This is a genomic window from Nonlabens sp. Ci31 (genome assembly GCF_012974865.1).
Lineage (GTDB): Bacteria > Bacteroidota > Bacteroidia > Flavobacteriales > Flavobacteriaceae > Nonlabens.
The window spans coordinates 2,206,212-2,231,466 of the sequence record NZ_CP043633.1 but is presented as its reverse complement, the minus strand read 5'-3'; the positions used below and the strand labels follow the sequence as shown (position 1 = coordinate 2,231,466).

32 protein-coding genes are annotated in these 25,255 nt (G+C 33.7%); 31 read left to right on the top strand and 1 reads right to left on the bottom strand.

Features of this window, described 5'->3' with window-relative positions:
• The first annotated feature begins 26 nt into the window (after positions 1-26).
• The 28 genes from F0365_RS09865 (at position 27) to F0365_RS09735 (ending at position 21,129) form a co-directional block, all read left to right on the top strand.
• Positions 27-1,250 carry an alpha/beta hydrolase-fold protein gene (locus tag F0365_RS09865; protein ID WP_169933531.1) on the top strand — a complete coding sequence of 408 codons (1,224 nt, stop codon included), beginning with the start codon at positions 27-29 and terminating at the stop codon, positions 1,248-1,250.
• Between the two features lie 77 nt (positions 1,251-1,327).
• Positions 1,328-3,304 carry a M1 family metallopeptidase gene (locus F0365_RS09860; protein WP_240961595.1) on the top strand — a complete coding sequence of 659 codons (1,977 nt, stop codon included), beginning with the start codon at positions 1,328-1,330 and terminating at the stop codon, positions 3,302-3,304.
• Positions 3,305-3,396: 92 nt separating this feature from the next.
• Positions 3,397-3,933: a nuclear transport factor 2 family protein gene (locus F0365_RS09855; protein ID WP_169933530.1), complete on the top strand. Its 537-nt coding sequence runs from the start codon at positions 3,397-3,399 to the stop codon at positions 3,931-3,933.
• A gap of 78 nt (positions 3,934-4,011) precedes the next feature.
• A complete protein-coding gene (locus tag F0365_RS09850; RefSeq protein ID WP_169933529.1) occupies positions 4,012-4,770 on the top strand; it encodes a DUF6090 family protein in 759 nt (252 codons plus the stop codon).
• A gap of 30 nt (positions 4,771-4,800) precedes the next feature.
• Positions 4,801-5,196 (top strand): DUF6090 family protein, encoded by a 396-nt coding sequence (locus F0365_RS09845; protein WP_169931757.1) that lies wholly within the window; start codon positions 4,801-4,803, stop codon positions 5,194-5,196.
• A gap of 42 nt (positions 5,197-5,238) precedes the next feature.
• Positions 5,239-6,108, top strand: a complete 870-nt coding sequence (locus tag F0365_RS09840) for an IS1595 family transposase (RefSeq protein WP_169933528.1) — start codon at positions 5,239-5,241, stop codon at positions 6,106-6,108.
• Positions 6,109-6,133: 25 nt separating this feature from the next.
• Positions 6,134-6,499 (top strand): hypothetical protein, encoded by a 366-nt coding sequence (locus tag F0365_RS09835; RefSeq protein WP_169933527.1) that lies wholly within the window; start codon positions 6,134-6,136, stop codon positions 6,497-6,499.
• 14 nt (positions 6,500-6,513) lie between these two features.
• Entirely contained in the window at positions 6,514-7,293 is a 780-nt protein-coding gene (locus F0365_RS09830; protein ID WP_169933526.1) for a DUF6090 family protein, read from the top strand.
• The gene (locus F0365_RS09825; protein ID WP_206071273.1) at positions 7,286-8,026 is read left to right on the top strand and encodes a hypothetical protein; all 741 of its coding nucleotides are present in this window, start codon (positions 7,286-7,288) and stop codon (positions 8,024-8,026) included. The genes F0365_RS09830 and F0365_RS09825 overlap by 8 nt, the downstream gene beginning before the upstream one ends.
• Positions 8,027-8,228: 202 nt before the next feature.
• Positions 8,229-8,660, top strand: a complete 432-nt coding sequence (locus F0365_RS09820; RefSeq protein WP_206071272.1) for an endonuclease domain-containing protein — start codon at positions 8,229-8,231, stop codon at positions 8,658-8,660.
• A 27-nt stretch (positions 8,661-8,687) separates the two neighbouring features.
• Positions 8,688-8,876 (top strand): hypothetical protein, encoded by a 189-nt coding sequence (locus tag F0365_RS09815; RefSeq protein ID WP_169931756.1) that lies wholly within the window; start codon positions 8,688-8,690, stop codon positions 8,874-8,876.
• Complete coding sequence (locus F0365_RS09810) at positions 8,873-9,304, top strand: endonuclease domain-containing protein (protein ID WP_240961594.1); 432 nt, start codon at positions 8,873-8,875, stop codon at positions 9,302-9,304. Before F0365_RS09815 ends, F0365_RS09810 begins: the two co-directional genes overlap by 4 nt.
• Before the next feature lie 41 nt (positions 9,305-9,345).
• Entirely contained in the window at positions 9,346-10,068 is a 723-nt protein-coding gene (locus F0365_RS09805; protein ID WP_169931755.1) for a DUF6090 family protein, read from the top strand.
• A gap of 6 nt (positions 10,069-10,074) precedes the next feature.
• Positions 10,075-10,815, top strand: a complete 741-nt coding sequence (locus tag F0365_RS09800; RefSeq protein ID WP_169933524.1) for a DUF6090 family protein — start codon at positions 10,075-10,077, stop codon at positions 10,813-10,815.
• Between the two features lie 32 nt (positions 10,816-10,847).
• Positions 10,848-10,979, top strand: a complete 132-nt coding sequence (locus F0365_RS16665; protein ID WP_262889048.1) for a hypothetical protein — start codon at positions 10,848-10,850, stop codon at positions 10,977-10,979.
• On the top strand, positions 10,976-11,104 hold the full coding sequence (locus tag F0365_RS16660) for a hypothetical protein (RefSeq protein WP_262889004.1): 129 nt from the start codon (positions 10,976-10,978) through the stop codon (positions 11,102-11,104). Before F0365_RS16665 ends, F0365_RS16660 begins: the two co-directional genes overlap by 4 nt.
• The gene (locus F0365_RS09790) at positions 11,101-11,406 is read left to right on the top strand and encodes an endonuclease domain-containing protein (protein ID WP_240961593.1); all 306 of its coding nucleotides are present in this window, start codon (positions 11,101-11,103) and stop codon (positions 11,404-11,406) included. The genes F0365_RS16660 and F0365_RS09790 overlap by 4 nt, the downstream gene beginning before the upstream one ends.
• 41 nt (positions 11,407-11,447) lie before the next feature.
• Positions 11,448-12,206, top strand: coding sequence for a DUF6090 family protein (locus F0365_RS09785; protein WP_169931753.1), 759 nt, complete (start codon positions 11,448-11,450; stop codon positions 12,204-12,206).
• Positions 12,207-12,244: 38 nt separating this feature from the next.
• Positions 12,245-12,967, top strand: a complete 723-nt coding sequence (locus F0365_RS09780; protein ID WP_169933523.1) for a DUF6090 family protein — start codon at positions 12,245-12,247, stop codon at positions 12,965-12,967.
• A complete protein-coding gene (locus tag F0365_RS09775) occupies positions 12,964-13,551 on the top strand; it encodes a hypothetical protein (protein ID WP_169933522.1) in 588 nt (195 codons plus the stop codon). The genes F0365_RS09780 and F0365_RS09775 overlap by 4 nt, the downstream gene beginning before the upstream one ends.
• Positions 13,552-13,998 (top strand): hypothetical protein, encoded by a 447-nt coding sequence (locus F0365_RS09770; protein ID WP_169933521.1) that lies wholly within the window; start codon positions 13,552-13,554, stop codon positions 13,996-13,998.
• 47 nt (positions 13,999-14,045) lie between these two features.
• A complete protein-coding gene (locus tag F0365_RS09765) occupies positions 14,046-14,657 on the top strand; it encodes a DUF6090 family protein (RefSeq protein WP_206071353.1) in 612 nt (203 codons plus the stop codon).
• Positions 14,658-14,723: 66 nt separating this feature from the next.
• Positions 14,724-15,521 (top strand): DUF6090 family protein, encoded by a 798-nt coding sequence (locus tag F0365_RS09760; RefSeq protein ID WP_169933520.1) that lies wholly within the window; start codon positions 14,724-14,726, stop codon positions 15,519-15,521.
• 39 nt (positions 15,522-15,560) lie between these two features.
• Positions 15,561-15,941, top strand: coding sequence for an acyl-CoA thioesterase (locus tag F0365_RS09755; RefSeq protein ID WP_169933519.1), 381 nt, complete (start codon positions 15,561-15,563; stop codon positions 15,939-15,941).
• A 528-nt stretch (positions 15,942-16,469) separates the two neighbouring features.
• Positions 16,470-17,408 carry an NAD-dependent epimerase/dehydratase family protein gene (locus F0365_RS09750; RefSeq protein WP_169933518.1) on the top strand — a complete coding sequence of 313 codons (939 nt, stop codon included), beginning with the start codon at positions 16,470-16,472 and terminating at the stop codon, positions 17,406-17,408.
• A 27-nt stretch (positions 17,409-17,435) separates the two neighbouring features.
• Positions 17,436-18,308 (top strand): ester cyclase, encoded by an 873-nt coding sequence (locus F0365_RS16550; protein WP_317169847.1) that lies wholly within the window; start codon positions 17,436-17,438, stop codon positions 18,306-18,308.
• Positions 18,309-19,326: 1,018 nt separating this feature from the next.
• Positions 19,327-19,521 (top strand): hypothetical protein, encoded by a 195-nt coding sequence (locus F0365_RS09740; protein WP_169931751.1) that lies wholly within the window; start codon positions 19,327-19,329, stop codon positions 19,519-19,521.
• A gap of 780 nt (positions 19,522-20,301) precedes the next feature.
• Positions 20,302-21,129 carry a universal stress protein gene (locus F0365_RS09735; protein ID WP_169933517.1) on the top strand — a complete coding sequence of 276 codons (828 nt, stop codon included), beginning with the start codon at positions 20,302-20,304 and terminating at the stop codon, positions 21,127-21,129.
• Positions 21,130-21,145: 16 nt separating this feature from the next.
• On the opposite strand, the gene F0365_RS09730 is transcribed toward F0365_RS09735, so the two are convergent.
• Positions 21,146-21,850, bottom strand: coding sequence for a Crp/Fnr family transcriptional regulator (locus tag F0365_RS09730; protein ID WP_169933516.1), 705 nt, complete (start codon positions 21,848-21,850; stop codon positions 21,146-21,148).
• Positions 21,851-22,089: 239 nt separating this feature from the next.
• Between F0365_RS09730 and F0365_RS09725 the strand changes: the two genes are divergently transcribed.
• The 3 genes from F0365_RS09725 to ccoS all read left to right on the top strand — a co-directional run bounded on the left by F0365_RS09725 (position 22,090) and on the right by ccoS (position 25,253).
• Positions 22,090-24,534 (top strand): heavy metal translocating P-type ATPase, encoded by a 2,445-nt coding sequence (locus F0365_RS09725; RefSeq protein ID WP_169933515.1) that lies wholly within the window; start codon positions 22,090-22,092, stop codon positions 24,532-24,534.
• A gap of 2 nt (positions 24,535-24,536) precedes the next feature.
• Complete coding sequence (locus F0365_RS09720; protein ID WP_169933514.1) at positions 24,537-24,929, top strand: hypothetical protein; 393 nt, start codon at positions 24,537-24,539, stop codon at positions 24,927-24,929.
• A gap of 111 nt (positions 24,930-25,040) precedes the next feature.
• Positions 25,041-25,253 carry a cbb3-type cytochrome oxidase assembly protein CcoS gene (ccoS, locus tag F0365_RS09715; protein ID WP_169933513.1) on the top strand — a complete coding sequence of 71 codons (213 nt, stop codon included), beginning with the start codon at positions 25,041-25,043 and terminating at the stop codon, positions 25,251-25,253.
• Positions 25,254-25,255: the final 2 nt, after the last annotated feature.

The following is a 25,255-nucleotide window of genomic DNA, read 5'->3' as shown; positions in this document are numbered from 1 at the left end:
TTCTTCATTAAAAAAACCAACAGAATATGAAAAAAATACAATTAATCTACATCCTATGTTGCTGTCTTTTCACAGTAAACGCACAGAACAATACTGATATCATTATCGGTAAAATTGACAGTTTAAATTCCACAATTTTAAATGAACAACGAAAGATATGGATTCATGTCCCAGAAGGCAGTTCGAGTGAACTGTTTGAACAAAAAAAATACCCAGTGGTTTATCTGTTAGATGGAGATGCTCATTTTACTTCAGTAGTTGGGATGATTCAAAACTTAAGTTTTGGCGTTTGGCCAGAAATGATTGTGGTTGGGATTCCTAATACTAATAGATGGCGAGATTTAACACCTACAAAGGCAAAGCTTGATCCATCTATGATGGTAGACAGTACGATGGTTGCAAATTCTGGCGGTGGAGAAAATTTTATGTCTTTTATCGAAAAAGAGTTAATTCCTTATATAGATTCCAAGTATCCTACCGATTCCTATCGCATGCTTATTGGGCATTCACTTGGAGGGCTTATCGTTTTAAATACCTTAATTGATAAGCCCGATTTATTTAATTCCTATGTTGCAATTGATCCATCGATGTCGTGGGACGATAAAAATTTGCTTAATAAAATTAAGAAAACACCATTAGATAAAAAATTTCGAAACAAAAAGCTGTTTTTAGGAATTGCAAATACGATGAGCAAAGGCATGGATACGGTAACTGTACAAAAGGATACCACTAAAACAACCGCACATATACGTGCTATTTTGGAACTTAATACCTACCTCAATAATGACACACAAAAACAATTATCATATAAAGGAAAATATTATAAAGACGACAGCCACGGTTCAGTACCTCTAATCACTGAATATGATGCCATGCGCCATTTTTTTGATTTCTATGAACTAAAACTTGATGAGCAAGATTATTTGGATCCTACAAGTGATATAGTAGCCAAATATGAAAATCACTACAAACGATTATCAAAAGAGTTTGGCAGAGAAATGAAACCTGAAGATGATATGGTGAACGGGTTAGGATATCAGTTTATGAATATGAAACACTATGAAAAGGCGAAACAATTTTTTAAACTCAATGTGAAAAATTATCCTGAAAGTTTTAATGTCTATGATTCCCTAGGCGATTTATATGTGGCAACTGAAAATAAAGAAAAAGCGATTGAAAGTTATAAAAAGGCATTAGCATTAACCGAATATCCACAGACTAGACAAAAATTAAATAAACTAATGGAGTAAAAATAAAATTAGCGTACAACATCGTGCATAAAACATAAAACGTTGTACCTCATTAACACAAAAAAAAATCATTCAAAATGAAAAAAGAAATTATACTTTTAATAACTCTTCAATTATCTATTTACTCACTATTTGGGCAAAATATAACCGGAAAATGGTATGAAATCAAAAGCAAGAATAGTAGTTTAGAAGTCAGCATTGACCAAAACAGTAACAATTATTCTGGAACTTTCAGTTGGAAGTGGGGCAATTGGATCAATAAGATAAATGCTCCTATCGATCAAGTGTTGATAAAGAACGATTCACTTTTATTTGAAATAACGCATGCTAATGCTACGTACAATTTCAAATTAAAAAAGGATGATAAAACAGCTAACTATGAAGGTTTTGTTTACAACAAAACACGTCAATTAAGTGCTTTATCCTTCAGTCGGAATCCTATAGAACGGGATATGAAGATGAAAGCTGAAGCTGAAAAAATATACACAAAACAAGATACATTAAGAGGTGCAATTACTCCAGAAAGAGCCTGGTGGGATTTAACGCACTATACACTGGATTTTGAATTAGATATTGAAAATAAACACATTAAAGGATCTAATACTATAACATATACCGTAATAGAACCTAAAAATATCATGCAAATTGATTTGCAACCTCCTTTAAAAATCACTAAAGTTCAGCAATCTGGAACACCTTTAACTTTTAGGCAAGAAGGGAATGCTTATTTCATTCAATTAAATGAAAATCAGGTAATAGGATCTTCAAAAGAAATTGAGGTTTTCTATGAAGGCAACCCAAAAGAAGCACCAAGACCACCTTGGGATGGTGGTTTTACGTGGAAGCAAGACGCAAACGGGAAGCCATTGGTTTATACGTCCTGTCAAGGAGAAGGTGCCAGTCTTTGGTGGCCAAATAAAGATCACATGTATGATGAACCAGATAATGGTATGACGATTCGTATAACTGTTCCTAAAGATTTAATGGCTGTTGCCAATGGAAGACTAACTGCAACAGAAAAAAATAAAAATGGAAAAACAACTTATGAATGGACGGTAGTAAACCCAATCAACAACTATGGCGTTAGTCTAAACGTGGCAGATTATGTCCACTTTTCTGATACCTACAAGGGTAAGAACGGCGCACTTGAATGTGATTATTATGTATTACCAGAAAATTTGGAAAAAGCCAAAGTACAATTCAAACAGGCGCATTTGATGCTAGAAGCCTTTGAACATTGGTTTGGACCCTATCCATTTTATGAAGATGGTTATAAACTAGTAGAAGGTGTTGGCATGGAGCATCAAAGTTCTATAGGATACTGGGGATACCAAAATGGAAGTCCGCGTGATGGTTCGGATTCTTCAGGTTCAGGTTGGGGTTTAAAATTCGATTATCTGATCATCCACGAATCTGGTCATGAATGGTTTGCTAATAATATTACGTACAAAGACATGGCAGACATGTGGGTGCATGAAGGATTCACAACCTACTCTGAAGCCTTGTATGTGGAGTATCATTATGGGAAAAAAGCAGGAGAAGAATATATAAAAGGAATATCCCAACGTATTAGAAACGACACGCCAATTATTGGTGACTACGACGTTAATGATACAGATTACACAAATGATCTATACATTAAAAGTGCTACCTTTTTAAATACCTTGAGGCAAGTCATTGATGATGATGAAAAATGGCGAGGCATTCTAACCGGTTTAAATACAGAATTTTATCATAAAACCGTAACTACATCAGAAGTTGAAAATTATATTTCGCAACAGTCTGGTTTAGACTTAACAGCATTTTTCAATCAATACTTACGCACTACTGAAATACCAACTTTAGAGTATTACTTTAAAGATAACGTGGTTTCATATCGCTGGATAAATACTGTTCATGGATTTGATATGCCGCTAAAAGTAAAACTCGATAACCAAGAGCAATGGATTTATCCGACAACCAATTGGACAGAAGAGTACACAAAAGACACCAAAAAAGAATTGACTATTGATCCTAATTTTTATGTGGCTAGTTTTAAGAATATGGATAATTAATTACTGATAAAAATTCACTTTAAATGCATCAATAATTCTAAATAAATACAAATAACTCACCACGTAATTTCACGAAACTAAAACCAACCAAAATGAAACAAATTTCAAAAAGTCTTCTAACAATCACAATTGCCGGATTTCTGACCATAGGCTGCAACAATCAAACTACAGCTGACAAAAACTCGGATGACAAGGACGTTACTGAATATTCGCAAACAAATGATTCTGAAACCTCAAAGAAAGAACTTGAAGTGGCCTTTAAGAACTTGTGGCCAAATGTAACTTTAACAAACGCTGACGAATTTTTCAAAACAGGCGTTTCCGATGATTTTTATACCATAAATGCCGATGGCATTGTTCAAAACACAGCACAATTATTGGCAGATAAAAAGCGTCTTGAAATGCTTGAAATATTGGATTTCAAATTCTTTGACCAAATCATAAAAGTCTATGGCAATGTTGGAATTATTAATGGAAGACTACAAGCGTTTTCAGAAGGAACGTATGTTGGTGAAGTTTTGTACACTGCCATATTTGTCAAGGAAAACGAGGTGTGGCTTTATAAAAACTGGCAAGGGACATGGTCTATAGATTCGCCGCCTCCTCCTTCTTTTATTTTGGTAGAGTAATTATGAATACCTCCTAAGTTCAACCATAACAGATTAAATATGGCTGATTTATGAGTAACCTTTTAAGTATCTAATTGAATGATTAATTTTTTCAGAAAATTACGTTTGAGTTCGCTTTCGCGAAAGCGATTTCCTAAGTATATGCTCTATGCCATTGGGGAAATAGTACTTGTGGTTATTGGGATATTGATTGCACTCTCCATCAACAACTGGAATGAAAACAGAAAACTGAAACAACAAGAACGTACTTATTACTGTAAGATAAATGAAGACCTTTCTAATGATCTTTTAAATCTTGAAAAATCTAAAGTATCGCTTGAAAAAAGAATAGTAGTGATAGATCGATTTTTAATTAATCTTTTAAAAATCCAAGAAGATAAATCGGTATTGCTTGAAGATTATTTAGCTGCGGTAAGATCATATCGCTTTATTCCTTCCAAAGCTGCCATAATTGATATTACATCCTCTGGAAAATTAGAAGATCTCAAAAATCAAGAGTTGAAAAACTCGATTTTGAATTACTATTCTGAATTAGACAACTCTTTACAAATTATTGAAGCGAACGTTAACGTCTTAACAAGAGTGTCAGAATATAGCAATAACACAGACTTTGGAATTCAAGAAGTACCTTTCTATAAAAATGTCTATAGCAAAGAGTTACAGTCACTATTAAAAAGTGTAGAGTGGCAGAAAGATTCTAATCATCCCATTTTCATTGAATTTAAAAACCAAATGAATTTAGCCATCATAACTTGTGATCGCGAGAAACAGTTAATTGAAAACATAAAGGAAAGAGCACAAACTTTAATTCAAAAAATAGAACCCTTTTGTTTATAAATTATTGATATGATAAAAATCTTTAGAAAAATGAGATACCACCTCATGGAACAGAATAAAACTGCTAAGTACTTCAAATATGCCATTGGTGAGATTATTCTCGTGGTTGTTGGGATTCTTATTGCATTACAGATTAACAATTGGAATGAAAACCAAAAGCAAAAAAAGCAACTCGATGCCATTTATACCACAGTGGCGCAAAATCTTAAAACTGATCTTAAAAACATAAAAGTACCCATTGAATTTTTTGAAACCTTGGACAGCACACTTACAAACATATTGACTAAAAACTATTCGACCTCCTTTTTAGACTCTATAAACGAAACCAATTATTTGCAGTGCATCCCTTGCAAAAGCAATATCAATATGTATGAGCCTTTTGAAAAGCAAGATAATGGGTTTGAATTATTAAAAAAATTGAGTTAGTCATATAGTTTCCGTATCTTGTTATCATTAATAACACGGGTTATGGAAGTATTTAAAGGTCAAAATATACTGAGTTTTGTGAAAGAACTGCCAGATGATGATACTTGTAAAGCATATTTAGCAAAAATAAAATGGCAGGATGGTTTTACATGTACAAAATGTGGTCACACTAAGGGCTGTGAAAAATCTGGTTATAGATATCACTGTTACAGTTGCAATCACGTTGAAAGCGCCACTGCAAACACCTTGTTTCATAAGGTTAAATTTGGTTTGCAAAAGGCATTCTGCGTTGTGTTTGAAATGAGTACTAGTACCAAGAGTGTTTCCAGTGTTCAAATGGGAAAGCGATTTGATATCCGTCAAGGTACCGCTTGGTATTTCATGCAGAAAGTTAGAAAGTCAATGAAAAGCAGTCAAAAATATCCTCTAACCGAAATAGTTCATGTAGATGAATTTACCGTAGGGGGAAAAGAACAAGGCAAGCAAGGTAGAAGTTACGATTCAAAAAAGAAAAAAGCAGTGATAGCGGTAGAACTGAGCGCCGAACATAAAATCAAAAGAGTTTATGTGAAGTCTATAGATGATTACTCAGCTAAATCACTAACTCCAATATTTGAAGAACATATAGATCCCTCTGCAAAAATAGTTACCGATAAATGGAGAGGTTATGCTCCACTTAAAAAGAATTATGATATAGAGCAGAAGCTAAGTAATAACGGAAGTAATTTTAAAGAACTACATGTTGTAATTATGCAGTTAAAATCTTGGTTGAGAGCAATACCTACCCATGTTAGTAAATGGCATGTGCAAAGCTACTTTGACGAATTCTGTTTTAGAATTAATCGATCTCAATCCAAACAGAGCATATTCCATAAAACAATAGAAAGAATGGTAATAGCTAAACCAATTTAGCATAAAGATATAAAACAGATGCTAAGTGTGTAACTCAATAAAAAAATATGAAAATAACGAGTCTATCAAAGGAAACGAATTTTCACAAGACATCATTCAATTTTACATTACGCAAGGAAACGGATTGACCACATTTCGTGATCTTCTCATCAAAGAGACATACTCCAATTTAAAATATTATGAGCAATTCTCTTGGTATTCAGATTATTCTTTAGGCAATTATAATCCTGAAGCGATTGCCTATTTCCTTAACGACCAAATCTATAAAAACAGAGCCGCCAACTTTAAAATTTTTATAGGCAGAAATTATTTGAAAAGACTAAAAGAATATGAAGCATCTGCTACAGATTTCATTAGCAAGATTGAAGAAAGACGTAAAGAATTACAATAAATATAAACTAATCCATGATAAAATTCTTTAGGAAAATCCGCCAAAATATGATTAAAGAGAACAAAGCTTCCAAATACCTACTTTACGCTATTGGCGAAATATTTCTTGTAGTCATTGGGATTTTGATTGCTCTACAAATTAACAATTGGAATGAGAATAGAAAAATGAACCATCAGAAAAATTCATATCTCAAAAGATTAATTCAAGAAAACAAAGAAGATCTCGTCACTTTTACAAATGAAATAGAACGCCTTCAAAACAACAATACTATAATAGTCAATTTAAGCAACGCCTTCAAAGACAAAAACTGTAGTGATTCACTATTGGTTAAAAGCGCAAATAACTATTTGATATTTGGTACACTTTATCCAACCGTTATTCCTTCCACTTCAACATTTGAAGATCTATCTAATACCGGAAATTTAAGTGTTATTAAGAACACCGAATTAAGAGACCAAATTGTAAGTCATTATAAGAATTACGAATTTATGAAATGGACCTTTAAAATAGATAGTGATTGGGCTATACCTATTGATGCAGCGCTTTTTACCGATACAGATGCTCTGAGATTCGATTCTAACAAGACTTCATTTCTTTTTCCTGATGCATCTATTGAAATGCAAGCTAAAGAATTAAGAGAAGAACAAGCCATATACACTCGAAATGCCGCAATTCATTATTGGATAAATGATCATTCCATTAACTATCTAAAAAAAGTAAAAGAGGAGACTTTAGATTTTATTGGTCTTTTGGAAAAAGCTAATAAAAACGAAAGACTAACAAAAAATGATTAAATTCTTCCGAAAAATTCGCCAAAATATGATTAAAGAGAACAAAGCTTCCAAATACCTACTTTACGCTATTGGCGAAATATTTCTTGTAGTCATTGGGATTTTGATTGCTCTACAAATTAACACATGGAATCAAGAACGCATCTTAAAAATTGAAGAAAAAGGCATTGTAAAAAGCTTACATAACGAATATTTACAAAATAAAAAGCTCATAACAACAAGTATTACACAATCCGAGACCTGCATACATACCCTTAAAAGCATAATGAATCTTATTGGTAAAGACGAAGAATTCACTAGGAAAGCAAATAGCGATAGTTTACTATTTTATGCATTTGACCCTCCAATTTTCAGACCATCCGAGAATACAATTTCCGGACTTATCCAATCAGGACGTTTAGAGTTAATTCAAAATAAGGATTTGGTAAATTTAATATATGAATGGGGACGCACCATGAAAGCCTTAACCGATAATTCAAAACGCGTAATGATTAATCTTGATGACCGAGTATTTCCTTATTTATCAAAACATTATTCCTTAAAAGATATGGACGCTTATGGTGAACTACAATGGGAAAACAAAACCATTTTAGCGATAGATAAACTGAAAATTTTTGAGGATATTGAATTTGAAAACATTACTGACGATTTTATATATAGAGTACTCTACAATAAAAACAAGCTCGTAGAATTAGAAACCATTATCGATAGTATTTTAAAGGAAACTGAACAATGATTAAACTCTTCAGAAACCTGCCTCGCCGGCAGGCAGGCATCCGCAAAAATCTTCTCTATGAAGGCAAAACTACAAAACCTGCCTGCCGGACAGGCAGGTATTTTAAATATGCTATTGGGGAGATTGTGCTTGTGGTTATAGGGATTTTGATTGCCGAAAACCTTGCCCCAACCCTAAAGGGAGGGTTTTCTAAATTAGAGATATGAAAAAAGATAAGTTGATAATATCCGGAATGCACGATGGAGCCACACCATCGGTTTTTAGGAACGCTGCCAAATTGAGAGATTCAATGACGGAAGCTGAATTGAAATTATGGGAATATTTGAAAACCAAACCATTGGGTTTCAAAGTGAGGCGGCAGCATCCCATAGCAGGATTTATTTTGGATTTCTATTGTCACAAATTAAGATTGTCCATTGAAATTGATGGTGGTTATCATCTTAAATCCGAACAAAGGATAAAAGATAAGGAAAGAAGGATTTATTTGGAAAAGTTAGGCATTTCTGAAATCAGATTTACCAACCATCAAGTTTTAAAGGAATATGAAAAAGTAATACACGATGTTAATTTCAATTTGAGCGCTGGCACCCTTTGTTGCATCCGACGAGGCTTTTTGGCCGAGAGGAATGCATAAAGGCGAGCGTCGGTAAATATTATAACTATGATAAAACTCTTCAGAAACATCCGCAAAAATCTTCTCAATGAAAGTAAAACCACAAAACCTGCCTGCCGGACAGGCAGGTATTTTAAATATGCTATTGGGGAGATTGTGCTTGTGGTTATTGGGATTTTGATTGCCGAAAACCTTGCCCCAACCCTAAAGGGAGGGTTTTCTAAATTAGAGATATGAAAAAAGATAAGTTAAAAATATCAGGCATGCACGATGGCGCAACACCTTCAGTTTTTGAAAATGCTCAAAAACTGCGTGACCATATGACTGAAACAGAACAAAAAATATGGGAATTTCTTAAGATGAAACCAATGGGCTATAAATTCAGGAGACAGCATCCACTTGCTGGATATGTTCTTGATTTTTATTGTCACAGATTAAGATTATCCCTTGAAATAGATGGTGGATATCATATTCAAAAAGAACAGAAAGAAAAAGATGTTGAGAGAACAATATATTTGGAAAACATGGGGATTTCAGAAATCAGATTTACTAATGAACAAGTTTTAAATGATTATGAAACTATAATTGAAATTATTAACTCCAAACTGTTCGCTGGCACCCCTTTCTTGCATCCGACGAGGCTTTTCGCCAAGAGGAATGCATAGGGCGAGCGCAGGCAATTAACAGCAAAATCTAAATTAATGAAATGATCAAACTCTTCAGAAACATCCGTCAAAAACTTCTCGCAGAAGGAAAAACATCACGTTATCTCAAATACGCCATAGGAGAAATCATCCTCGTGGTCATTGGGATTTTGATTGCATTGCAAATCAATAACTGGAACCAAAATCGTTTAAATGATACCAAAGAACAATTCACACTGTCTTCTATCAACAAAGAATTTAAAGAAAACAGAGTGCAGCTCGACACCGTATTATTTTATCATAAAAATGCGTATGCGAGTACTAAAAAGCTCATCTCTATGTTTCCCATTTCGATAGAGCGAGACAATTTAGATAGCATTTCAAAATATTTAGGTGAATCCCTTTCTGCTTGGACCTTTAACCCATCACAAGGTTCAGTAAATAGTATTATAAATTCATCGTCATTAGATCTTATACATAATGATGAGTTACGTGACATTTTAGTGTCATGGCAAGATTTGGTTATAGACTTTCAAGAAGATGAAACTACTAGTAAAAATGCTGTCATTAACCAAATAGACCCATTTTTAGCACAACATCTTGATTACAATTTTAATTTCACAGATAAGCGAAATAATCTAAAAATATTAGAATCTCTAGAGTTTGAGTACTTAATAAATATTAAGCTCGCCACATTATTTAGTATTTTAGATAAGGGATCAGAATTGAAGGAGTTAGAGCATAATTTAAATAGAATCATAGAACTCACGAAAGCCAAAAAATAAAGATTTATGATAAAATTCTTCCGAAAAACCCGTCAAAATCTCATTAATGAAGGCAAAACAGCCAAGTATGTCAAATACGCCATTGGCGAAATAATCCTTGTGGTCATTGGGATAATGATAGCACTTTCCCTAAATAATTGGAATACAGATAACGCTAACAAAAAGATCGTTTACAAAAACAGTAAGACCTTAATTCAAAATCTAGAAAAAGACAGCGTTTATATTGAAGAGAAAATACTAAAGATACAGGCACAAGAGGATGAACTGTTTAATCTTCAAGAGCGCTTATCGAGCAGAGAAGCAACGGTAGACACCCTTTTAAAAATTGCACGATATGAGTTTAATCCTCTTACTCCAACAATTAATTTTAAAAATGAAAATACGTACAAAACAATGGTGCTTTCTGGCGAGATCAATCTATTTGATAGCGATCTTACGCAAGCCATTTATGACCTTTATAGAAAACATGAGTACTTTGAAACCATAAGTGAAGATAATTTTAAATCGTATGTTGAAGCCATACAAAACTATCAGGAGAGCTTTCCAATTAAAAATAGAAATAATACCATAAATGGTCCTTTACAAGATATGTTATGGCAGGATGTAAACGCCAAAGAGTTGATTGCTAAATTCAATAAACTTACGGTTAGTAAGCGAATAGGCTATGAAAGGAAAGCTGGTTTAGAAGATCTACTAAAAGGAAACTCTGCCTTACTTGTAGAACTGCGAAAAATTGAAAACCGATGATTAAATTCTTCAGAAAAATAAGATATAACCTCATGGAAACAGGAAAAACAGGTAAATACTTCAAATATGCCACTGGCGAAATATTCCTTGTGGTTATTGGGATTTTGATTGCCGAAAACCTTGCCCCAACCCTAAAGGGAGGGTTTTCTAAATTAGAGATATGAAAAAAGATAAGTTAAAAGTATCAGGCATGCACGATGGCGCAACACCTTCAGTTTTTAAAAATGCTAAAAACTGCGTGACCATACGACTGAAACAGAACAAAAAATCTGGGAATTTCTTAAGATGAAACCAATGGGCTATAAATTCAGGAGACAGCATCCACTTGCTGGATATGTTCTTGATTTTTATTGTCACAGATTAAGATTATCCCTTGAAATAGATGGTGGATATCATATTCAAAAAGAACAGAAAGAAAAAGATGTTGAGAGAACAATATATTTGGAAAACATGGAAATTTCAGAAATCAGATTTACTAATGAACAAGTTTTAAATGATTATGAAACTATAATTGAAATTATTAACTCCAAACTGTGCGCTGGCACCCCTTTCTTGCATCCGACGAGGCTTTTCGCCGAGAGGAATGCATAGGGCGAGCGCAGGCAATTAACAGCAAAATCTAAATTAATGAAATGATCAAACTCTTCAGAAACATCCGTCAAAAACTTCTCGCAGAAGGAAAAACATCACGTTATCTCAAATACGCCATAGGAGAAATCATCCTCGTGGTCATTGGGATTTTGATTGCATTGAGCATCAATACGTGGAACGAAGAGCGAAAAGAGAAAGCAATCGTTGAAAACGTATTGAAAAACATACGAGTAGATCTACAAGCAGACACCACAAAGTTTGCTCGAGACTTAAAAAGAATTCCACCGATGCTAGTAGATTCAAAAGCCTTACTCAACAGTACATTTCCTGACACGTTATCAGCAAACGCATTGTATGAATTGCTTCCCTATTCGGCATTCAACTATCAGGTAAAGGATCAAAGTTATGAAAAGGTAATAAGCGCAGGGATTACAGACTTTTTTGAATACAATACCCTATTTGAAAAAATTGATAATTATTACACCATTGATTCTAATGCCTATAACGTCATTACAAAATGGGACTCTGACGACAATATCGACGACGGTAAACTATGGCTAACAATGGATTTTGAAATTGATATTTATAAGGGAGATTTTTATAAAGAAAATGATATTCAATTTGTACAGAATGAAGTGAACAGAAAAGCTGTGTTTCTAGAGAAATTACGAGAACCTACCACTAGAAATGCCATAAAAATGAATACGTATCGCAAAATGAGAATGATAAAAACCTTAACCGAAATGAAACAAAACGCAACCCAAATTATTCTAGAAATCAATCAACAATTGGAAGAGTAAAATGAGTACAGAATGAATAACCACCAACCTTAAAACCAATGACAAAGCTATTCCGCAGCATCCGTAAAAACCTTCTTAATGAGGGCAAAACTACCAAGTATTTCAAATATGCCATAGGTGAGATTGTGCTTGTGGTCATCGGGATAATGATTGCATTGAGTATTAATAACTGGAACAAGCAACGCGAGGATAGGGAATCTGAAAAAACCGTGATATCAAACCTTAAACGCAGCCTAATCAACACAGAACGCCAATTAGAGCAAGTAAGTAGCGATTACAAACGAAATCTTGAAAACATGGATTTTATTACAAATCATTTGAATTCTAGACTTCCTTTATCTAATGAACTAAAAGAAAAATGGATAAGTGTTGAATCCTATCCTGAACCCTTATTTGAAATAGGTATTTATGAGAATTTTAAAAATAATTCCCTACATCTCATTCAAAATGATAGTCTTAAAACTGCTATCATTCAGTTTTATGAAGCTCAATTGCCATCGTTAAGTGAAAAGTTGACTGGAAATATAGAAACTATCTCAAATGTTGCTCTTATTCCACTAAATGTTCAAAATTTCACCTACGGCGGTGGTCAAATGAATCCTAATGATTATGAACTTTTACTGGATAACCAGCAGTATCTCAACGCTGTTTCTTACATGCGTGGTATTAAAGCATTTACTTCAAGTGCCATACTTCAACTTCGGGAACTGCTGAAATCCATAGTAGATGCTGTCACTAAATATCAAAATGAAATAAAATGATAAAATTCTTTAGAAAACTTCGTAGGGGTTCGCTTTCGCGAAAGCGGTTTCCCAAATATCTTCTCTACGCTGCGGGCGAGATTTTCCTCGTGGTGGTTGGGATTTTGATTGCGTTGTATTTAAATAACCTTAATGAGATCCATAATTCACAGGCAAAAGCAGACATCTTATTAGAAGACGTCTTAAATGAGCTCAACGTCAATATTGCGACGATTGAAAATCAAATAGACTTTTTTCATAAAAAGGATAGTGTCTTTTGGGCAGTAAAACAAAACCGTGTGACTATGCAAACTTATACAGACCCTTCGCACCCAGAATTTATTGATATGACTACTTTATTTACTCAATTTCAATTAACAAATGATGCTTACCGGCTTTTAATTGCAAATAGGGAAAACATTCCTGTAGGTTATAAGCCCATAATAAAGAAATTAAACGCCTTAGATTCAAAACTCAAAGCAAGGCTTGATGATTTTGATGCAGAATTATTGGATGCCGTCAAGACTAATATAAAATTCTATTCAGATAACTATTCCTGGTTCTCAGACGATACAGCAATTGGAAATGAAGATTATTATAACTAGATGTTAGAAGACTACGGTTATAAAAATAAAGTTTACTTTTTTAATGGACTGGCAATTAGAAATCACCTTGGCGTAGCACTAGCATACCGCTCAAACGCCATTAATTGCTATACTGAAATTGCCACGTTATTAAATAAAGCTGACGTAAAGCCCAGTTTTACATATACAGACCAACAGTTACAACCATTTATTGGTAGTTATGAGGCCTTAGCAAATACATTAAATGATTCTGTATTTAAAAGCACTTGTTTACCAAATAAATTTAAAATCTACAAGGAAAACGAAAAACTTTTGTCAAAAATAGAGAGCGATAGTGTAGGTGTTGAAGTCATTCCGTTTTCTAAAAATCAAATGGTTACTCAAACTAGAAATTTCTTTACATGGTCTGTTATAGCAAATGATACGATTATAGAGAGCAATAGTAAAATTAAATACAAAAGGCTGTGATTAAATTCTTTAGAAACATCCGTAAAAACCTTCTTAATGAAAGTAAAATGACCAAATACTTCAAATATGCCATAGGAGAGATCGTACTTGTGGTTATAGGTATTCTTATTGCCCTTCAAATTAACAATTGGAATCAAAATCGACTGGAAATGCAAGAAGAGCAAATTGGTTTAAATCAGTTTTACAAAGATTTTGAAGCCAATGACAGCATTATAAAAAAAGGGGTGACATTTTATGATAAAGGTTTAAAATTCAATACTATCATATTGAAACATACAGGTCCAAATGTAACTTTGCCAGAAGATAAGACAACAAGAGATTCCCCTTTTCAGTTTTCACACCCTAAAATTAATTTAGTATATGGTTCCTTAAATATTTCTTCTCAACAAATGTGTATATTGACAGACCAAGAATTAAAAGTAGCTTTGTCTAAATTTCCCGGTATTTACTTTAATTATAAAGAAGTTGAAAATGAGATAAAAGATCTTACCGTAAAGCAAAGGCTTATTAGTAAAAAATATCTCTCTATAATTGCTTTTGATCCAGATTTTGATCAAAAGAATTTTAAATCTGATTTCATGAACTTATTAAGAGATCGCGAATTCCAAACACAGCAGTTGATAAAAAGTGGAATAGCAGGGATGCACTTAGAGAACTAGATGTATTAAATAAACAGAATCAATTAGTTCTAGAATTAATTAAAAACAATCTTCAAACTGTGAAAAATGATTAAGTTATTTAGAAACGCACGCCAGAAAATGATAAAAGAAAATAAAGTGAGTAAGTACCTACTCTATGCCATAGGTGAGATCATTCTTGTGGTGATCGGGATTTTAATTGCACTAGCTATAAATAATGGAAATGAAGATAGAAAGTCTCGAAAACAAGAAGTTAATTACCTGAAAAACCTAAAATCAGATATTGAATTAGAGCTTAAAAGCAACGACAGCATCATTACATATAGAAAAGCAGCAGCCCAAGCTGCTGCGCACCTTCTCGACTTTAAAACACTGGAAACAGCTTCTGATATGATGGAACTAGAAATGAATATCAACCAAGTTTTTGCTAGGGTCATCTTTATACCTACAAATAATACTTACAAAGAATTATTAAGCTCGGGAAATCTCAATTACATTACTAATGAATCCATTAAAAATCAATTATTAGAACTAGATAAAATGTATGTATCCATAAATAATAGGGAGCACCACATGTATCGAGAGTACGAGGAGTATCTTTATAATGTTACCATAAATAATGTCCAAATATTCAACTCCTTAGACGTTCAAAAAACAGCTGCAACTGGAAAACTAACTTTTGTTCACCCGTCACAAATTGAAGTAGATAAAGTAATTCCTGAGCACAACGAATTATTAAAGAAAACCAAATTTAGAAATGGTCTTAAACTTTCTGCGAGTAACAATATAGGAATTAGAGGTGCTCACCAAGAGATGACCACTCTTCTTTTAGAATTAAAGGAGTTGATAGAAAAAGATTTGAAAAAAGATGGTAGTGCTAATTAATTGAAAAACACTTGAATTATGATATGCTACTGCATGCACATGATTTACATTTATGTTGGAGCCAACTATTTTTGGAAAAAAGTAGTTGTCTACTCAGACCTCACTCGTCTAAGAAGGGTACGTATTCTAGACTGTGAATCGCTTCGATACGTGGCAAATTCAAAGTATTTCTATTATATGGACTTCATTAGGTTTGAAATTCTTTTCAGAACTCAACTCTATAAAAATACCATGAAAAAAGGACTGTTTCCTGTCATCGGTTCGCAAAAGTTTATCTATAAAAAGCCATTAAAGCGATGGACTAAATTGAGCATCACATTGCCTGTCGAAGCATGGAATGAAAAGTGGGTATATCACACACAAACCTTTAAGCAAAAAGGTGAAGTCTATGCCGTAGGATTTACCAAAGTAGCTTTTTGAAAAGATAAAAAAGCACAGAGTATGATAGAAATAGTACGTAATTGCGGCGTACAAATAACAAAAACACCGCCTTTAGAAATCCTAAATATGTTTGAAAATGATTATGATATCATTAAAAGTATTAACTGATTTTTAATTGATTCCTGACCTATCATTTTTAGTAGAACAACTGGTATAAGTCCGCTTTCGCGAAAGCGGATATGCAACAAATCCTATTGATTCATATACTTCTATAGTTTCCTTACTAGAGCAAAAATGACTACCAAAACATCCATTGTCTCAACAGGATCACCTCTAAAGTTCTCGCAGATTATAGCTCAATACCACATGAAGATGTGATTGACAATTCTTTATTCCATACTTAATTTAGCACCTATAATACATACATCCCTAAATGTGTATGAAATGAAATTCATTTCCCTGAAGGATTTGAAATTATATGGTCACGTCATAAATATCATGTAGCGGTAAAAAAGATTTCATTAAGGCAATAGTTATTAAAAACATTAATTATTAAATCTATATATTATGGGAAAAGTAGGGATCATAGGTGGATCTGGCTTTATAGGAAGTTATGTTACCAAACAGTTTTTAAACAATGGCTTTGAGGTCAAAGTGTCTTCAACTGACATTTCAAAAAAAGAAAAGTACCAACATTTAAAAAAACTCTACAACTCAGATCGATTGAGCATAAGCGAGCTTAATATAGAAAACAAAGAGCAACTCAAATCCTTTGTTGAAGATTGTGACATTGTCATTCACAGTGGTACGCCTTTCCAACTAGATACTGAAGATCCAAAGCGTGATTTGTTTGACCCAACTATAAAAGGTACAGAAAATTTCTTAGAAGTAATACGCAATGCACCCAAGGTAAAAAAGGCAGTTTTAGTCGCTTCAGTTGCCGTTTGGAATACTAATTTCCCCTTACCAGCAGAAGGTAAATCAGCATCAGATAATTTTAGTGAGAAGGACACTCCTTTTATGAGTGAAGAAAGTCATCCTTATGCACAAGCTAAGTTTATTGCCAACCAGGCCGTAAATGCTTTTATTGAAAAACATCTTGATTTAGATACTGAAATTGTTAGTGTATCGCCCGTAGGCGTTATGGGAAAATCACTTTCAGATCGAGAAGACTCTACCTCAACAGGACTTCAATTCTTATTTAAAAATAAGATCGCTCCTAATCCATTTATTCAAATGTGTTATGATCTAGATGTGGAGTTTGCCCTTGTTAATGTGAAAGATGTTGCGCGAGGCATTTACAAAGCAGGAACACTTAAGGGTTTACACGGTAAGAATTACCTGCTATCTAGTGAGAGTTATTGTGTCTCTGATATGACATTAATGCTCAACAACAAGAAACCAAAAAACAAAGCAAAGATCATCTACCAAAATGAACTAGCAGACCGAGAACTGGGTATACCATTTCAATCGATACAGAAAACTTTCCAGCAGTACAATTCCTAATCTAAAATTCTAGTATAAAATCATGAAATCAACTTTAAAACTCGTGTTCATGCAGCGTTATTAATAGGAACAGCTTGCAATAATGCCACTCAAAAAGTCGAAGCTAATATTGAAAATTATAGCACGGTATGGGACAATATTTTAAACAAAGGACAAATAGAGCTTATTAATGACACCCATTTTGATACTGAGCTTATAATGGTATTAAGTCCACAGAATATTACGGGAATTGAATCTTTTAAAGAATATTATCAAAATTACCTAACTGGTTTTTCTGATATTGAATTTACTATAATCAATGTTTTTGGACAAGATGAAAATATCGTAAAACAATGGAGTTTTAAAGGTAAGCATACTGGTAGTTTTTTTGGAATACCTGCTACTCAAAAAATGGTAGATGTACAAGGTGTTACAATTGTAAAAATGAAAGATGGTAAAATTGCCCAAGAACAAGATTTTATGGATAACATGGTGTTTTTTGAACAGCTAGGAATAGTTTCTGATCCTAAAAACACCCAAGTGATTGATCAACTTTACGATGCTTTTGCCACAGGAGATATGCCTACCGTTCTTAGCCTGATGGATCAAAAAGTGGAATGGAACGAGGCAGAAAGTAATTCTCTATCTGATGGTAATCCCTATATAGGTCCAGAAGCAGTTCTAAATGGCGTTTTTGCTCGTATAGGTGGCTTGTATGAATCATTTTTAGTAACAGATGTTGAACTTCATGAAATGAATAATAACAAAGTTCTTGCGACATTGCGTTATAAAATTAAAGCAAAAAATGGAGGTGAAGAATTTGATGTACAGGTAGCACATTTATGGACCCTTACTGATGGAAAGATTACTGCATTTCAACAATATGCAGACACTAAAAAACTAGCAAATGCCGAAGAGTAATTGATGGAAAATTCGAATATCTTGACTTATTCTGCTTTTATTTTATTTTCTGAAAATAGAAATTCATCCTGAGATAGCATAGGGCGAAAGCGGAACAAAACAATCTTATAACTAAATTCATTTTTGTTTATTAATAAAAGTAATGAAAAAGCCGGCTTCTTGAAAAAGAATACGGCTTCTTTTTATGACACGATCAATATTCAATTAATTATTTTTTGTTAGAAACTTTATGGTTTGAGAAACGTGATTAGTTTATCCCCCAATAAGTTCGGAGTAATATTTTAAATTTCAATTAATCCCTATTGCATAAGCTGTATTGCGTGTTCCGAAAGCTGAAAACAGATTACTATTGAACATTGTGCTCGTATTATTTACTCCTTTTTGCCAGTTTGCATTAATGAAAATTGTTCTGTTTACCGTACAAGGTAAAAATTTAAAGGCTCTCTTGGCGGGTATAAATCTCTCTACAGCAAAGCCTCCTTTTATACTGCTAGAACTTTATCTACCATTGCTCAATTAGTAGTCTTGTTTTTTAAACCTAATGATATAATATGTATCGCATTACTGTTACATAAAAAGGACACTCATTATCTTATTCCATACGAAATTATTGCTTTCATAATAACCAAAGCGATCTATCCTTATAACGCAATTAATGAGCTCAAAAGTTACACTACTTTATGATCTTGTATTAATTACTATATTGTAAATTGATTTTAAGTTAGTTAGTTATTATTCAGCGTTATAATTCTTATATTTTGAATCAATTTATAAAGTTGAAATCAACTTGTTTTTTTTAAGTTCTTGTACTTCTGTTTCGTATCTTCATTGGATAATTAATAAAAAAAAAGATGAAAAGTTTTATTTTAAAATGGTACCCAATTATTTTAGCATTCCTTTGTTTACTGTATTCAGTAGGCTATGGAGTATTAGGTATGACCGCAGAGGCTCAATATTCAGCGCACTGGCCAGGCACAATTTTATTGTTTGCAATAGCAATTAGACAAAGAAGAACAACATGAATTTAGGATTCTTTTTAGTAGGAGGCATCATATTTGCCACTTATATGGGTCTGACATTTTGGAATATTTTCTACTCTGCCAAGAAGCAAAAAGAAGAAAATTATCCGAATAAGAAGAAAAGTATCGTTCATAAAGATGTCACATCTTCTAAAGAAGGTCCTTTTACTACAGATACAATGCCTTCCAAATGACAGAGGTGTAGATGGCTGTAGTCGGTTATAAATTGAAGTGAATCAGATCTTAGCAGCAGTTGTTATTTGAGCATTTATTTAGCGCTTAGAATATTCTAAGAAATCATATTCATCTTGCTCACAAACCTGTTATAGTGCTTTTATGCGATCACTTAAATTACGAGTTAATGAAATCTGTTCCCATTCATAAAAGCATGACGTATCTAGAAATAGTTGACATGATCTAGATGTTATTGGATGATATTCTTATTGTCATCTAAATATTTCATCCATTTGTATCCTTTACAATAATAGAACAGCTTCTCTTATTTTATAAGAGAAGCTGTTTTTATTTTTGACTAGTCCCTTAATTAAAATTGTAAGTATGTGTCTTCCTAAGCAACACTTTTTAAAAAAGTAATACCTGTTTTAATAGCAGTATAAAATACCAAAACTATTCTATTAAATTTTTTAGTTCTGTGTGCTGTATTTATTTTAAAGCCTTGCTGAACAAGAACTCTCTTTCTAAAACTTCAATCACTTATTCTTAGATAAGCAAATTTAAAGGTCGCAATTACAAAAGCACTTATAACGGCTCCTAAATAACAACAATCACTGCATACTCACTAACAAGATCTATTCCTAATTCTGTAAATCACAAAACTAGAATTAACCCTATTAGATTTTTTTATTTAATTATTCTGATTCATTAGAAAAGTCAGAAGCTGATTTATATCAGCTTTTAAACCATAGCATCACACTATTTTTGAATGCATTGATGTAACCTTATAACAAAAGATAATGAAAAATATAATTGTCCCCGTAGACTTTTCAACACCTTCAGAAAATGCGCTTAAAGCGGCAGTACGAATTGCAAAACAGCATCAAGCGCGGCTTATTATAGTGCACATGTTGGAATTTCAAGAGGTAAATTTATCTAAGGAAGAAAAATCTGAAGAGGGGCGCTACCTCATCGAACTCACTCAAAAACGTTTTGACAAATTTCTAGATAAAAATTATTTAAAAGGAGTTTCTATTCAAACTGCGGTACGCAACTATAAAGTCTTTAGCGAACTGGATCAGGTAGCAAAAGAACATCATGGAGATCTTATTGTTATGGGATCTCATGGAAGTAGTGGTATTCAAGAAGTCTTTATAGGCTCCAATACCGAAAAAGTAGTCAGGACATCACATATTCCTGTTCTCGTGATTAAAGGAACTCAAGGTTTTACACCGCATAAAGGAGTCTTTGCATGTGATTTTAAACTAGAGAGTAAAGAAGTTTTTATAAAAGCGATGGACCTATTTAAAAAACTACAAATAGAAGTTTCCTTATTGTTTGTAAACTTGCCAGCTAGCAATTTTCAAAGTACAAACCAAATCATAAATCAAATCGCCCGATTTTCTGATACCCTAACGGATGCTTATAAATTCTCCCCTGCAGAGGTTACTATTTTTTCAGATTTCAGTGTGGAGAATGGAGTGTTTCATTTTGCCGAAAAGAAACAAGCTGATATTATAGGCATCCCAACCCATGGCCGCAAGGGATTATCTCACTTCTTTTCTGGCAGTATAGGAGAGGATATGGTCAACCACTCTTCCTTACCAGTAGTAACTTTTAAAATCTAAAACAAAAAACAGCCCTTTACTCAAAGCCTTCTATTAAATTATAGAGGGCTTTGTCATTTATAATTTTGATGCGCTTGCCCTCTGTATGGATCCAGCCTGCCTTTTTAAACGCGGTTAATTGTCTTATACAAGCCTCTTTTGCAGTACCCACTAGGTTTGCAATATCTTCACGAGTGAGAATCATCTTTATAAAGCCCTCTTCATCTTTACCAAAATTATCTTCCAGATACCGCAGTGTCTCTGCAATGCGTTGTTTTACATTTTTTTGCGCCATGTTAACGATCACATCGTCTGCAAATTTGAGATCATTAGCAAGTTGTACCAATAGCGCATTTGTAAATTTAATATTGTTACTGATGTTATCTTTCAAGTGATTTTTAGAAATGAAACATACATTCATATCACTCAGAGCCACAGCACTTAAATTAGTAGATTCTTCTGTTATAACAGATCGCTGCCCTAACAATTCCCCTTTTGAAGCAATTTTTACAATCTGATCTTTACCGTTATCACTCCTTTTAGAAAGCTTTGAAAAACCATCTCTTACACAATAAACACCATTGAGTTTATCTCCTTCATTAAAAATGGCCTCCCCTTTCTTAATGATCTTGGTCTCTTTACTATCAGAAATACGTTTGAGTTCTTCCTTGGTAAGTGCCTTTAACGTATTTAGTTGTCTTACGATGCAATTCTCGCACCTTCCTTCTTGATGGTCTGTCATTATTAATAAATAAAAATCAAAGATACTGGTTTTAGTAGCTTACAAAAAATAAGCAAAGTAGCACTACCTCACGGACCAATAGCTCTAGTTATAAAGTACAGCCTTTACAAGAGTGAGTTATGCTTTTGCTGTCTATCAAAAGCATGCCGTTTAATTTTAAAGACTGACAAATGTCATCTTTTAAAAACTCTTAGTGAATCATATTTGCAATAGGTAAGATCATACCAAATTTATAAATTATGGAAAATTGTTTCCACTGCGGAGACGCGTGTCGCACATCGTTGATTTCTTACAAGGACAAAGCATTTTGTTGTCATGGATGTAAGACCGTTTATGATATTTTAAAGGATAATGATCTTTCCTATTATTATGCATTGGAGAAAACTCCAGGAACTACACCGGGAACACAAGAAGGTAAGTTTGACTTTTTAGAAAATGAAGATATTGTTTCCAATCTGCTCGAATTTAATGAGCAAGGCACGCAAGTGATCTCCTTACTTATACCCTCTATTCACTGTAGTTCCTGTATTTGGGTGTTGGAGAACTTACAGAAGTTACAACCTGGCGTGACCACTTCACAGGTTAATTTTCCAGAAAAGACAGTGAGAATAACCTTCTCTTCAAAAGAGTTGAGTCTTCAAGATCTCGTTAATTTATTATCGAGAATAGGTTATGAACCCTATATCTCTTTAGATGACGCAAGTGCTAAAAACCCTTCTATAGACAGAAGTCTGCTCTACAAATTAGGTATAGCAGGTTTTGCCTTTGGAAACATTATGTTTCTTTCCTTTCCTGAGTACTTTGAGGTAAATGAGTTTTGGCTAGATAAGTTTAAGTATGTTTTTCGCTGGTTGATACTTTTCTTTAGCCTTCCTGTAGTTTTCTATTCTGCTCGTGATTATTTTACCTCAGCCATAAAAGGCTTGCGCAGTAATATATTGAACATAGATGTGCCTATCGCTATGGGAATCACCGTGCTTTTCTTGAGATCTTTCGTTGATATTTTGATGGATTGGGGCTCTGGTTATTTGGACAGTATGACGGGTCTGGTGTTCTTCTTGCTATTGGGTAAGTTCTTTCAACAAAAGACGTATGCTTTTCTTTCTTTTGAGCGTGATTACAAGTCCTATTTCCCTATCGCGGTTACTAGATTATTTCAAAATAAAGCTGGTGGCCATACTGCTGAAGTTCCTATTGAGCAGAGTCGAAGTGCGAAAGGGGAACAACAAATCCAAGTCAACGAGTTGGAAAAAGGAGATCGTATTTTAATAAGAAATAGTGAATTACTGCCGGTAGACGGCGTTCTCATCAATGGAAACGCATTGATCGATTACAGTTTTGTAACTGGTGAAGCAGAGCCTGTGTCAAAAACCTCTGGAGACTTACTATTTGCTGGAGGGAGGCAGCTGACTGGATCTATAGAAGTAGAAGTTTTAAAAACCGTAGAGCAAAGTTACTTAACCCAATTATGGTCCAATGAGATCTTTTCAAAAAAGGGCAAAAGCCTATTTCAATCGCTTACAGACCGTATAAGTCAGCGATTTACCATGACCCTTTTACTTATTGCGGTTGTTGCAACAGTAATTTGGTTATTTATAGACGCGACAATGGCGCTCAACGTGTTTACCTCTGTATTGATTGTGGCCTGTCCCTGTGCGCTTGCTCTGGCTGCGCCATTTACTTTGGGGAATTTGCTCCGCATTTTTGGACATCATAAATTATACATGAAAGACAGCGCTAGCATTGAGCAACTGGCTCATATAGATCTGGTAGTTTTTGATAAAACAGGAACCTTGACCACAAATTCAAAGAACACGATTACATATGAAGGAATTGAATTAAGCGATCAAGAAAAGTCCTTATTGACCAGTACACTGCGTTCCTCCAATCATCCTTTAAGCCGTTCCCTTTATGAACTACTGGATAAAAATAACATTACTACCCTAGATACGTTTCAAGAAGAAATAGGAAAAGGAATTACTGGAACTTTAAATAACCAACATATAAAAGTAGGCTCTTATGAATTTTTAGGTGCTACTGAAGTGCAAACAGCTATAAATACAAATCAAAACACAGCAGTTCATGTATGCTGTAACGATATTTATAAAGGCTGTTTTATTTTTTATAATGAATACCGTCCTAGCGTAAAAGAGGTTTTTGATAGCTTGAAGAAAACAGCTCAAATTGTCATTCTTTCTGGAGATAATGATGGGGAACGGCAACATCTTTCCAGTTGGTTGCCTGACAACACTACCCTACTTTTTAATCAAAAGCCAGAAGACAAACTTAATTTCATTAAAGAAAAACAACAATCTGGTAAAACAGTTTTAATGATAGGTGACGGACTTAATGATGCAGGTGCACTGGCACAAAGTAATGTAGGTATCACTATTTCAGAAAACATCAATGTCTTTTCGCCTGCCTGTGATGGTATACTTGATGCTTCTCGTTTTGAAGATATCAGTACATTTTTATCCCTTTCTAGAAATGGATTAAAAACGATTAAATACGCATTTATTTTTTCACTTTTTTACAATTTTATAGGACTCGGCTTTGCGCTCACTGGTCACTTAACACCAATCGTTGCGGCAATATTAATGCCCTTGAGCTCTATAAGTATAGTCATTTTTACTACTTCTATTACTTATTTCTTAGGTGAGAAACTTAACTCTAAAAAAACCTAATCATGAATCTATCATCACAACAGGGCCCTCCAATAAACAAGCACCTAGAAAATTGTTTTTTGATGCCCGCCTTTTCCGAAAATAGACTGATCACACTGTTTTATTCTTCTTTAAAAAAAGGCGCCAGTGCTGCTCCACTTCATGGGTGTACAGAAAAGATTCAAAATGAAATTAATGAATTAGAGAAGTTAGTGTACAACAGTCATTATCTCTGCCCTACTTTACACCAATCGGTAGTTTCAAAAATCCTTTCCTACGATGAGGCGATTCTGGCAGTTGAAAAATATATCAGCGTAAATGAATTCGTATGGCCTAAAGAGCATGACCTATATCGTAAAAGACTACAAAAAATCCAACAAAGGATACAAATAGTCTTGTTATACCTCCATGTCTAGTTCGATTTCACACCATAGCCTTCAATCAATAGACTAAAGTTTGGAAAGCTGATAAAAGTCATCTTTTTGTTGAACCTTCAACAATAGATTTGCAATATAATTAAAACAGTTATGAATATAATATATATGCTTTTAGCGATTAGTGTTGTTGTAGCACTTGCCTTTTTTGCAGCTTTTATTTTTTCTGTAAAATCTGGACAGTACGATGACGTCTACACCCCTTCAGTAAGAATGTTATTTGATGATGAACTGGTAAAAGAAAAAGCTGCTAAAGCTGCTAAAAGAGAAGAAAAACCAATCATAATAAGCGACCAACCTAAGTAACT